This window comes from uncultured Mucilaginibacter sp., assembly GCF_913773635.1.
In the GTDB taxonomy this organism is placed as follows: domain Bacteria; phylum Bacteroidota; class Bacteroidia; order Sphingobacteriales; family Sphingobacteriaceae; genus Mucilaginibacter.
The window spans coordinates 17,791-29,822 of sequence record NZ_CAJYGQ010000011.1 but is presented as its reverse complement, the minus strand read 5'-3'; the positions used below and the strand labels follow the sequence as shown (position 1 = coordinate 29,822).

At 43.0% G+C, this 12,032-nt stretch carries 9 protein-coding genes; 1 reads left to right on the top strand and 8 read right to left on the bottom strand.

Going from position 1 to position 12,032, the window contains the following annotated elements; translation table 11 throughout:
• Positions 1–87: 87 nt before the first annotated feature.
• The 3 genes from QZ407_RS13485 to QZ407_RS13475 are packed head-to-tail and all read right to left on the bottom strand — an operon-like array spanning position 88 to position 3,274.
• Positions 88–1,749: a cytochrome c biogenesis protein CcdA gene (locus QZ407_RS13485; RefSeq protein ID WP_295771957.1), complete on the bottom strand. Its 1,662-nt coding sequence runs from the start codon at positions 1,747–1,749 to the stop codon at positions 88–90.
• A 7-nt stretch (positions 1,750–1,756) separates the two neighbouring features.
• On the bottom strand, positions 1,757–2,209 hold the full coding sequence (locus tag QZ407_RS13480) for a protein-disulfide reductase DsbD N-terminal domain-containing protein (RefSeq protein ID WP_295771955.1): 453 nt from the start codon (positions 2,207–2,209) through the stop codon (positions 1,757–1,759).
• A 15-nt stretch (positions 2,210–2,224) separates the two neighbouring features.
• Positions 2,225–3,274: a cysteine synthase family protein gene (locus QZ407_RS13475; RefSeq protein ID WP_295771953.1), complete on the bottom strand. Its 1,050-nt coding sequence runs from the start codon at positions 3,272–3,274 to the stop codon at positions 2,225–2,227.
• A 162-nt stretch (positions 3,275–3,436) separates the two neighbouring features.
• Between QZ407_RS13475 and QZ407_RS13470 the strand changes: the two genes are divergently transcribed.
• On the top strand, positions 3,437–3,895 hold the full coding sequence (locus tag QZ407_RS13470) for an Lrp/AsnC family transcriptional regulator (RefSeq protein WP_295771952.1): 459 nt from the start codon (positions 3,437–3,439) through the stop codon (positions 3,893–3,895).
• 38 nt (positions 3,896–3,933) lie between these two features.
• Here the strand turns inward: QZ407_RS13470 and QZ407_RS13465 are convergent, their stop codons facing one another.
• The 5 genes from QZ407_RS13465 to QZ407_RS13445 form a co-directional block, all read right to left on the bottom strand.
• Positions 3,934–4,665 (bottom strand): basic secretory protein-like protein, encoded by a 732-nt coding sequence (locus tag QZ407_RS13465; RefSeq protein ID WP_295771950.1) that lies wholly within the window; start codon positions 4,663–4,665, stop codon positions 3,934–3,936.
• A 3-nt stretch (positions 4,666–4,668) separates the two neighbouring features.
• On the bottom strand, positions 4,669–5,811 hold the full coding sequence (locus QZ407_RS13460; RefSeq protein ID WP_295771948.1) for a TlpA disulfide reductase family protein: 1,143 nt from the start codon (positions 5,809–5,811) through the stop codon (positions 4,669–4,671).
• Between the two features lie 11 nt (positions 5,812–5,822).
• Complete coding sequence (locus QZ407_RS13455; RefSeq protein WP_295771946.1) at positions 5,823–7,265, bottom strand: RagB/SusD family nutrient uptake outer membrane protein; 1,443 nt, start codon at positions 7,263–7,265, stop codon at positions 5,823–5,825.
• A gap of 12 nt (positions 7,266–7,277) precedes the next feature.
• Positions 7,278–10,556, bottom strand: coding sequence for a SusC/RagA family TonB-linked outer membrane protein (locus QZ407_RS13450; protein ID WP_295771944.1), 3,279 nt, complete (start codon positions 10,554–10,556; stop codon positions 7,278–7,280).
• Positions 10,557–10,802: 246 nt separating this feature from the next.
• Positions 10,803–11,987, bottom strand: a complete 1,185-nt coding sequence (locus QZ407_RS13445; protein ID WP_295771942.1) for a FecR domain-containing protein — start codon at positions 11,985–11,987, stop codon at positions 10,803–10,805.
• Between the last annotated feature and the right edge of the window lie 45 nt (positions 11,988–12,032).

Below are 12,032 nucleotides of genomic sequence, written 5' to 3'. Positions count from 1 at the left end.
TAAAAAAAGTGACCACTGCTCCATCAGTGGCCACTTAACATTTATTAACAAAAACTGATTAACAAAGAACGCGGAGGCTTTTTTTTATTATTTAGTATGATAAGCCCTTAATCCACTTTGTAAAAATTGGATGTATTCGGGTATGTTATAAATTGCGCCTTGTGATTCAACAAGTGCTTTTTGAGTAGAGGGGTTGAGCAAAATGTAAAACGGTTGCGAATTACTTCCAAACCGGCTTGCCTGAAAATCACTGTTGAGGCTACCAATGGTGGTGATTTTTTTGCCGCTGAATGATGATACGTACTGCTGGTTTAACGGCAATTCTGTCTTATCATCAACATAAAGCTGAATAAGTACGTAATCATCTCTTATAACAGGCAGTACATTACGATCTGTCCAAACATCGGCTTCCATTTTACGGCAATTGACGCAGGCATGGCCTGTAAAATCAAGTATTACAGGCTTGTTTACAGTTTTTGCATAGACCAGTCCCTGTTCGTAATCAAAGAACGGATTTTGCCCTGCAGGCTTTTCGAAAAGCTTAGCGTACTTACGGGTGATGGTATCTGTTGTTGCCGGTTTGCTATTTGTGAGCGTTGATGTATATAAATCGAAATCCTGCGTACCCTGTGGTGGTAAAAAGGCGCTGATACTTTTTAAAGGTGCACCCCACAAACCCGGAACCATGTACAAAGCAAACGACAAAGTAAGAATGGCTATGAAAAGCCGTGGTATGGATAAGTACTGTAGTATACTATCATGACTGAATTGCAATTTACCCAACAGGTAAAAACCCAGTAACGTGAAAATAATAATCCATAATACAAGGAATACTTCACGATCAAGCATATGCCAGTGGTAGGCTAAATCAACGTTGCTTAAAAACTTTAATGCAAGTGCAAGCTCCAGAAAGCCCAGCACTACTTTAACGCTGTTTAACCATCCGCCTGATTTTGGCAGCGTTTGCAGCATTGACGGAAATATGGCAAACAGCGTAAATGGTATTGCCAGTGCAAGTGAAAATCCGAGCATTCCGGCGGCAGGAGCAAGTATTGCACCGCTAACAGCTGCCTGTACCAGTAAAGTTCCTATAAGCGGCCCGGTACAGCTGAAAGATACCAAAGCCAGTGTAGCTGCCATAAAGAAAATACCCAGGTAGCCACCCCTGTCTGACTTTTCATCCATTTTGTTTGCCCAGCTACTTGGCAGCGTTATCTCAAAAGCACCTAAAAATGAAGCTGCAAACGAAATAAGCAAGGCGAAGAAAACGAGGTTGAATACCCCATTAGTAGCCATGCTGTTTAGGGTATCGGCGCCAAACAGCAGGGTAATGGCAAGCCCCAAAACCACGTAAATAACAATAATACTTAAACCGTACATCAGGGCCATGCGAATGCCTTTAGCCCTGCTTTGCGCTTTTTTAGTAAAGTAGCTCACCGTAAAGGGTAGCATAGGGAATATACACGGCATAAAAATAGCTGCCAGCCCCCACAAAAAGCCGGCACCAAATAGTGCCCAAAGCGTTTGGTTTTGCCCGGTTGCATTTGCTTTTGCCTGTAAGGCGCTTGGTGCCTTTGCATTGGGCTTGGCAACCAGGCTTTTCTTTAAAGACGATGGCCTGACGGGCTCAACATTGGTAAATTCAATATCATTAGTTGAAACAGTATCTTGTGCGTTAGCAGGCCGCGTAATAACCAACAGGGTGAACAGCATTGCCGCATAAAACAGTAAGGCTTTAGTAAATTGCATAGCGTTGTTAATTTACCTGTATGCTAAATTCCACGGTTTCGGGCGGGAGGCATTGCTTGTTATTACAAGCCATGAATTCAATGCTGCCTTTTATTGTTGTCGCACCAGCATCATTCAACTTAATTTTTTGTTGAAATATCACCTGCTTCTCAAAGTAGCTTACCTTCATGTCAAAATCCTTTTCATATTCTGTTATTGGCTTGGGCTCTATCGGTTTCCCTATCACCGTGTAAGTTTTTGCAGCATTAAACTGTATGGTGGTTTTAACCGGTCCGCCATTAGCAACCGTTTGTGAGTATATGTGCCAGCCTTCATCAATGGTTGCTCTCAATAACAACATTGCTTGGTTGCCGGGTAACCTTTTTGCGGCATAGCTCCAGGTAACAGGTTTTAAAATTTGTGCACAGGCAGCCCATGCAAACGCCAGCATAAATGTTACTGTAAATAATATCTTCTTCATTTAGTTCAAAAGGATTTATCGCATTATTGGCTCGGCTAAACGGCTTATGGGTTTAAAACCGGTAAAGTCAATATCGCTTGAAATGTAACCAGGTTGTACCGGCTCGGGCTTAACCAAATCTGTGCTCAGGTACTTTTTATTACTATCGGCCAATAGTGTAACAACAATGGCATTTTCACCCAGTTGCTCTTTAATTTTTATTGCACCAATAACATTGGCGCCTGATGATATGCCCACGGCCAAACCAAGTTGTTGTGCCAGTTTTTGAGCCATAATAATGGCATCACCATCATTGGCTTGTACTACAGGTTCAAGCTCATTTAATTTCACTATGGCAGGTATGAACTCATCAGATATACCTTGAATGCGGTGTGAACCTACTTTGTACCCGGTAGTTAGCGTTGGAGATTCGGCTGGTTCCAACGGAAATATTTTAACTGATTTATTTTGTTTACGCAGGTAGTTGCCAACGCCCATCACGGTGCCGCCTGTACCAACACCGGCTACAAATGCATCGGGCGTTAAGCCCTCCTGGTATAGCTGTTCCCAAATTTCGGGGCCGGTTGTTGCTTCATGTGCTTCGGCGTTAAAGCAGTTTTCAAACTGGCGAGGCAAAAAATAACAGTCTGATTCCTTGCACATCTGTTCGGCCATTTCAATGCTGCCTAAAAAGCCGCCCTGCTCTTTGCTTACCAGGTGTATATTGGCACCAAAGCTTTTAATTATATCCTTACGTTCTTTACTGAGCCAGTTAGGCATCATGATGGTTACATTATGGCCAAGGGCTTTGCCAATGGCGGCAAAGGCTATCCCGGTGTTGCCGCTTGTTGCTTCAATAATGGTGTCGCCAGGCTTAATCATCCCCATTTCATAGGCCTTTTTAAGAATGTATAGTGCCATGCGGTCTTTTACGCTTCCAGTAAGGTTGTAATGCTCACACTTTACATAAATGAATCCCAGGCGGCCCTTATAATTATATTCAAGCTTTAACATGGGTGTGTTTCCCACCATGTGCCATAGTGATGACAATTTTGTATCAAGCGTTGAATTATCAGTTGCTATCATAGCTTATCTTTTTATCTTAAAAATCGTGATGAAACATAAAATCATCAATGCTCGCTCTATAAATCAATAAAAATTATTGTCAAAAGTCGATTTGCTTTATATTTATATAATTAATTGCTCAGTACTAAAATGAAAAGCACAATTTTTAAAATTTGACTACAAATGAGGCTTCTTGACGATATAGATATCTCAATATTAAACCTGCTTCAGCATAATGCCGACCTTCCGCATAAAGAAATTGCCAATAAAATTAACCGTTCGGTGCCTACCATTTATGAAAGGGTAAGACGCCTGAAGGCCGACGGCTTTATTCAGCGCACGGTAGCTATACTTGATCGCAAAAAGATTAACAAAGGACTAATGGCATTTAGCCAGGTGCTTTTGAATGACCATACCGCGGTTACGTTAGATACCTTTGCTGGGCAGGTAAATAACTTTCCTGAAGTATTGGAGTGTTTCCAAATGTCGGGCTCGTGTGATTTTTTGTTACGTATAGTCACAAAAAACATGGATGCCTACCTTGATGTTTACAAACGTTTAGGCGAATTACCAAATATCACTACCATCACCAGTTACTTTGTTCTGTCTGAAATTAAAAGCGAAACAGCGTACAAGCTTTAATTTAAGCAGCAGGGCAGTCCTGCTGCTTAATGCTTTATTTAAGCCCGCTCTTTAATTGACGGATTTGCGGCATATTCCTGCCAAAGCGCATCAAGTGATTTGCCTGTAAGCCGCTCCCATATTATAGGTTGATACTTACCCTCGCGGAGCGCTTTATCAAGCGCTTTCACTATGCTTTTATCTTTATGCTGTTCAACCCAAACCAAAAACCTGGCTGCAATGCGGTAGGAATTTTTGTAACTGTGCGATTGTTGAAATGGTGTAAGCGACCATCCTGATGCAGCGTTGTTGATACCGAAAGCGTAGCGGCCGTAGTCGGCTATTCCATCAGTAAGCCAATTATCAGGCACGTTGTAGCCATAAGTTTGTACCACGTGCATTAACTCGTGGGTGAGCAAATCTATATCCTGTGGATTCTTTCGTATCCACTCCTGATCAATCTTAACCACGCCATTCAGTGTAGCCGCTACTCCGCGGTACTCTGTACCTATCATCATGGTGATAGTATGCATGGCTTTTTTGTTGAAGTGCTTTACCATTTTGGGGTATACCTTCCAAAAGGCGTCTTTAAGGCTGTTTGCTGTAGCGGCATTGAGGTTAGGGTCTTTGTTAATAAAGATCAGCGTAAATCCGTCTTTACTTATTTGTTCTTTTTTATAATAACCGGTGGTGTCAATATCTTCCCATCTTCGCTGGTTTTGCGCATTCAGTTTTATTGCGCTTAAAAGCGGAATGAAAAGTATAAGTAACAGTTTAAATTTGAGTTTCATGTTTTAGTGAATGTATTTTGCCAGTTCTGTTTCTAAAGCTTCGCCACGAAGATTGGTGGCAATGATTTTTCCGTTAGGGTCAATAAGATAGTTTTGAGGAATTGCTTTTACGCCGTACAATTGGGCTGCTGCATTTTGCCAGCCGTTTAAATCAGACACCTGTGTCCAGGGCAATGCATCTTTTTTAATGGCAGCCAGCCATGCCTCCTTCTTACCAGCCTGATCTAATGATACTCCCAACACAGTAAAGTTGCGGTCTTTATACTTGTTGTAAGCTTTTAAAACAGTAGGGTTTTCGGCTCGGCACGGTCCGCACCATGATGCCCAAAAATCAAGCAAAACATATTTCCCGCGCATATCACTCAATTTAACAGCACTTCCGTTTACGTCGTTTTGGGTAAAGTCGGGTGCAAGTGCGCCAACGCTTGTAAGGCTGCGTTCATCAAGGAACCGGCCCAGCCGTTTTCCAAGATCGGAGTTGCGGATTTCACCCGATAAGCCAGCATAAAGCGGACGGATTTCGGCTACCTTTGGCTGGTTGCCTGCCAGTTCGTTTAAAGCAAATAAGCTTAAGTAAGAATTGGGATGTTGTTTTACGTATATTTTCTTTACCGAATCAATAAGCTGGTTAGCTGCGCTGTACCTGCCCATTAACCTTGCCTGAAAAGCTTTGTCGGCTTGTTGGGCTGCCGGTGCTGAGGCAAACTCATCGTTTATCTTTTTCATGATATCCTGCCCGGTGGCCAGCACGGCTTTTTCGTAACGTGCATACTCATCGTTCAACGCCGATTCGCTTATACGGGCTTTAGCAACAGAGTCAGTTCCGGCTACCTTAATGGTTCCCGGTTCGAGGTATAGGAGCTTTACATCGCGGTCTTTGCTCCATCTCGATCCCATTGTTCCCTGATGATCAACTACGAGATGAACATTTTGCGGCATAGATAAGGTGCCTTTAAACGTCGATTTTCCGTTTACTAAAGCGGCTGAATCAAGCGTTTTACCATCAGACCATCCGTACTGATGAATCAGGTAAACCTTTGTACCCGGTTTGGCTTTGGGCAGTTCTACTTTTACCTCGTAGCTTGTTACCTGTGCTTTGGCTGCAATACTTAACAGTATAAAGGCAGTTAAAGAGTATAATTTCATAAGCTGTTGTGTTATTGTATGTAACCCGGGTTTGGCTTTATATTAGGGTTTTGTATAATATCGGCAGATGGAATAGGCCATAGCGCCAGGTAGCTGCTCCAGGTTGTTGGTTTGGTTGGCGCTACTATTGCCATTACCGCGTCTATAGTGCCGGTTCTCTTTAAATCAAAAAAGCGGTGCCCCGATTCGGTAAATAATTCTGTTTGCCTTTCTTTAGCTATGGCTGCAAGCAAATCAACTGGTGAGCTGGCGGTGGTATTTGCCAATCCAGCCCTTGTGCGTACTGCGTTCAGATCATTGGCGGCCTCCGGCTTGTTTTGCCTTGCCCTGGCTTCGGCACGTATAAGATATTGTTCGGCAAGGCGCATGATGATTTCATACTCTGCGTTATTTGCTGATGATTTGTATTTGTTAGGGAAATAGTAAACAGTGGCGGGTGCCGTTGCACTGGCACTTACAGTTGATGAGCGTACCCAGTTGGTAAAACGGGCATCGTTAGGTTCAAAGGCGTTAAGTACAAAATTACTTAATGCAGCAAATACTGATGATGATGCAGGTGTAGCGTTTGACGCAATTACTGCAGGCATGCCATTGTTAAAAAAGTTAAAGCCAAATGCCGGTTTTGGGCTTGATGGTGCAAGTGCCCATAAGGTTTCGCGGCTGTTTGCCAAAAACACCTGTGCCGGTGGTATTAGCTGATAGGTTGCCGTATTATTAATTACTTCAGTAGCCTGGGCTTCGGCATTAGCCCAATCATTGTTGTACAGGTACACCCGGGCCAGCAATGCGGTTGCAACTGCTTTGTTAGGCCTTAAACGGTTAGTGGTGGTTACGCCGTAGCCGTTACGGTAATCGGGCGTTAACAGTGATTGTGCCTGTTTAAGGTCGGCAATAATTTGCTCGTACACCTGCTTTTGCGGCGCACGGCTCAGGGTGTTGTTTACCGTATAATCAGTTGTAAGAGCTAAAGGTATATCGCCATAATAACCGGTTAGCAGCAAATGGAAGTATGCCCGTAAAAAATAGCTCTCGCCCAACCACTGGTTACGATAGGTAAGTGATGCTGTACTGTTGTTAATACCTTCAATAGCCGAATTAACTGCAAATAACTTGCTGTACAAATTACTCCATGCTTTACTATCGGCACTTTGGATGGTGTTTTTATAAAATCTGTCGGCAAAGTTTCCGCTTAAAACGCTTTTTAGCTCGTCGGTATAAAGGCCAAGGGTATAGCCCATGTTTTCGCCTGTGCTACCGGTGAAGGGCCCGCTTCCCGTCATGTTTATATAAACTCCGGTAATAACGGTTGAGGTAGTAACATCAGATTCATATACACTGGCGCCATCAATGGTTTTGGCAGGTAGTTGAGTTCCGTCTAGATACTTATCGCAACCTGTGGTGGTTATTAGCAATGCCAGCAAAATGCTGCCTGCACTTAGTATAGTTTTTTTCATGGTTTTACAGCTTTAAAATGTTACGTTGAAACCGCCGGTAAATACGCGGAGGGGAGGAATAACGCCCGCAGCAAGATTTTCAGGGTCAAGACCGCCAAATTTTGATATGGTAAGTAAATTTTGCCCTTGCAGGTAAACTGACAGGTTACTTATGCCAAGCTTTTGCAGATAGCTGCCTTTAAAGTTATAGCGTATGCTTAAGTTTTGCAGCCTTGCATAGGTAGCATCACTATAAGCTCCGGTACTGGCCTGAAAGTTTGTTTGCCTGAAATAGCTAAGCAAGTTGGCTGATAGCTTCGGGAAATCAGTTTCGTCTCCGGGTTTTTGCCAGCGTTTAAGCCACTGTGCTGAGCCGTTGAGGCCATATATACCAAATGGGAAAACAGTTTGTCCTAGAAAATTACGGCCTTTGCGACTGGTAACAGTGAAAGAAAAATCAACCGATAGTTGCTTGTAAGAAAACGAGTTTTGTATACCGCCAAAATATTTAGGAGCCAGGTCAACAAACTCAGTTTTATCAGCCTGAGTTAATCCGCTTAGGTAATCAGATGCTACTCCTTTTGCGTTAGTGAAGTTATAATAACCGGTAGCAGGGTTAACACCATTGTACTTGTACAAAAAAATACCGGTTACCGGTTTGCCTAAAGCCAGGTTTGCATCAAGGGTGGCATTGGTAGGTACTTTGATTAACTTACTACGCGGTATTGAAATGTTAACACGGGTGGTCCATTGAAAATTTTTGCTCTTGATGTTTGTAGTGCTCAAAATACCTTCAATGCCGCTGGTACTAATCACCGCATCAGAGTTTAGCGAGTAGGAGCCAAAACCGGTTACGCTGGATAATTTTGTTCCAATTAACTGATTGCCTGCTTTGTTGTAGTAGTAACTGCCCTCTATAAATATGCGGTCTTTAAGGAATCCAAGCTCAAGCGCAATCTCTGATTTGGTATTTCTTTCCCAAACAAGGTAAGGGTTGGATAATGAGCCGGGCGATAGTCCAACTTTACCGTCATAAGAGCCTCCGGTAACGTTGTAGGTACTCAGGTAATTAAAATCACCTACGGCATCGCCGCCAACTGTACCCGTGCTTGCCCGCAACTTACCAAAGCTTAGTATCTTGTTGTCTTTTAAAAACTTTTCTTCAGTAAATATCCATGCCGCTGCTGCAGAACCGAATGTACCAAAGCGGCGTCCCGATCCGAATTTGGTCGATCCATCGCGGCGTACGTTTAAGTCAACAATGTATTTGTTGTTCCAAACGTATTTTAATATGCCGTACGTGCCAATAGAGCGGTATTCGGTAAGATTATAGTCGGTAACAACAGATGATCCTGCAGATGGATTTTTAAGCAAAGCATCTGACGGAAAACCTGTGCCGGTAATGTCATCAAGATAGGTTACAATATTTGAAATCTCTCCACCAATTTTTGCAGTTAAATTGCCTTTTGAGCCTAATGCTGTCCGGTATTCAGCGTAAGGCGAAACCGTTATGCTGCGCGTATTGTAGTGATGGAAAATTGAAGTGGTTTGCGTTGCGGCAGCTGTGTTGGTTGGGTTAAAAACTGCAAGCGGATAACCAATAAGTTCTTTACCAGTAATATCGCTATAGCCGAAAATTGTTCTTAAAGTAAGCTTTTTCATTGGGCGATATATAAGTGTGGCGTTTGCCAGCAGGTTATTGGTGTTGTTTTTATACAAACGGTTGGCATTGCTTGATGATGCACTGCTATTAACATCGGTGCCTATAGCGGCCCAATTCACAGACCCATCAGCGTTGTAAGGATTTGGAGCATTAGGAACAAGTAATGAGCTTGTTGAAAAGTCATAAGGTACCATGTCATTTACCGAGGCCAGGTAGGTGCCCGTAAGCGAAAGGCTAAACTTGTTATTATTTGTACTTGTGTTAAGCGCAAAACGAAGAGACCCATCACGGTTAGCCCCCTTATGGCGTTGTATGTTGCCAATGTCTCTGAAGCTGCCGCTTATAAGATAGGACGTATTACGGGCGCTGCCATTGTAAGACAGATTAACATTGGTGGTGGCTGCATGCCCTCCCATAAACAGCTTACGCCAATCGGTGTAGCGGTCTTGCGGCCAGGTGCCGTTTAAATCGCTGTCGCCTGATGGAATGGTTGTAGTGCCATCATTTTTTAAGGCTTCGCGGCGCAGCATCAGGTACTCTTCAGTATTTAGCAGCGGCTCGCCTGAGCCGTAAACCGATACGCCGGTATAAACGTTGGCATCAAATGATTGCGAACCATGCTTGTTCTTTTTAGTGGTAATAAGTATTACGCCATATGCACCTGATGAGCCGTAAATGGCCGTGGCATCAATATCCTTCAACACGTCAATAGTTTCGATGTCATTGGGATTAATAAAGTTTAAACCGCTACCGCCTTGTAAAAAATCTTTTGTGCCGTATGATGTATTTTCTGACAGTTTAAGCGTACTAGCCGGGTAACGCACACCATCAACAATTACCAGTGGTGAAGTAGCACCAGTGGTAAGGTTAGCCGAACCGCGTATGCGCAAATTAAAGGCGCCGCCTGGCTGGCCGGTTACCTGTTGTATAAAAAGCCCGGGTACTTTACCTTGTAGTGCCTCCATTACGTTATTAACAGGGTTTTTTGCAATTTCCTGTGCCGTAACAGTGGTAATGTTACCTGTATTTAAACGTTTTGTAGTGGTGCCATAAGCTGTTATTTGTACCTGATCCAAATTACTGGTTGATTGTTTAAGCGAGATTAAAAGCGGGCTTTTGATATTTTTGGCAGGCAGTTCTTTAATCTCATACCCAATAAATGATATCACCAGGATATCTTTTGCTTCGTTTACTGTTATGGCAAAGGCGCCTTCGGCATCAGCAACCACCGAGTTACGGGTGCCTTTTACGCTAATGGTTGCCCCTGGCAGCGGCTTGCCGTTTTCGTCAGATACCTTTCCTAAAATAGATGTGGTTTCAACCAGGTCAATTACCTTTTGTAATAAAGATTCTTCTTTTGCCTTGGTAATAAGAATGTTCTTGCGGTCAATGGTGTAGCTCAGCGCATCGCGGTCAATAATCTGATCTAATACATTGCGGAGCGTTGCGTTTGAAAAATTGGCATTTAAACGTGATTCTTCGTTAATTAAATCGGGCGAGTAAAGTACATTATACCCGGTTTGCACCCTTATTTGACCAAAAACCTCACGTAATGTAGCACCATTTTTTTTAAAGGTAAGTTTTTGGGCGTAAGTGCCGGCGCTAACCTGCAGTAGCACTGCCATCACCATAATTACCGTAAGCTTCATCGTCAATAGCAATTTTTGGATGTAGCCGGGTGGCACACCCCAATGTTTAGTATAAATTTTATACATTTGATTGTCTGTGTGAAAGTTTAGAAAATGGGTTTAATCGCTCTGTTTGCGGGCTTTTCTAGACATTTTAAACCAGGTGCGGTGCGAACGTCCCTGGTTTTTTTATCTGAACCCTGCAATGTTTAAATCTTGGTTTCTTGCTTCATGTAATCAGGGGTTTAAGGGTATGTTAATAGTCTGCTATTCGGGTAGTACGGTAATAGTTGTACCATCTACTTTAAATTTCACTTTAGCTGTATAGCCAATGGCGTTAAGTATGCCCTCAACGTTATCATACCTTGACACGCTTCCGCTAAGGCGCTTGTTTTTTAAACTGTTTTCAGAATAACTTACCTGCACATTGTACCAACGTGCTACCTGCCGCATAACATCACTTAATGCTGTGTTATGATAAGCAAACATGCCGTTTTTCCAGGCAATATAAGGGGCCGTATCAACCTCACGATAGCTTAAGTTGCTTCCTGTAGCCACAGCCTGTTGTGCGGGTTTAAGCATCAATTCTTTTTGTGCTGTACGTACCCTGGCTGCACCTGCTATAAGGGTGGTTTTTACAGAGCTTTCATCGGCGTAGCAATTAATATTAAATTCGGTACCTACGTCTTCGGTCTGCACACCCGCCGCATTCACAATAAACGGTTGCTTATCATTATGTACTACATTGAAATAAGCTTCGCCGGTAAGTTGTACATTTCTTTGAGGAAGCCCCGTAAAGCTTGCGGGATAGCTGATACTTGTTGCGGCATTGAGAGTAACCGTACTGCCATCAGGTAACACAATGGTAAACTGCTCGCCGTTTGCGGTGCTTAGCTTGTTGATCAGCTTGTTGCTTTGCACGGTTAATGATGGTTGAGAAAGCTTATATGTAAGCTTACCTTCTTTATTCTTTATAATTTCTATTCCGTTTTGTTTGGCAAGCACACCATTGGCTGCTGCTGATAGCTTTATGCGTTTTCCGTTTGCAAGCGTAAGTGTAGCTGAGTTAACTCCAGGTATTATATTTACTGCCTTTCCTTTTGCAACTTCAACTACCGGGCGCTCCTGGGTTTTAAATAGTATAATACCGGTTGTTGCGGCTACAAGTATGGCTGCGGCAATTGCGGTAATCTTCCATATTGACTTGCCGGCCTTAACAGATGTTTGAGTAAACAGTATTTTGTTTAAGCGCTCTTGTACGGCAGCCAGGCGTTGGTCGGTATCATTTGCTTCCGGAAGATGTTCTGAAGTTTTTTGCAGCTCGGTAATAATGATACTTTTTAACAGCAGTTCGTTTTCCGGTTGCCCAAAGTGGCTCCTCAACGCAGATATTTCTGCATCCGTACACTCATTCTTCAGGTATTTGGTAAACAATTCTTGAATTGCCGGCATTTTAAACGGTATTTTAGCATTAATACACACTTGCGGGCAAAAGCA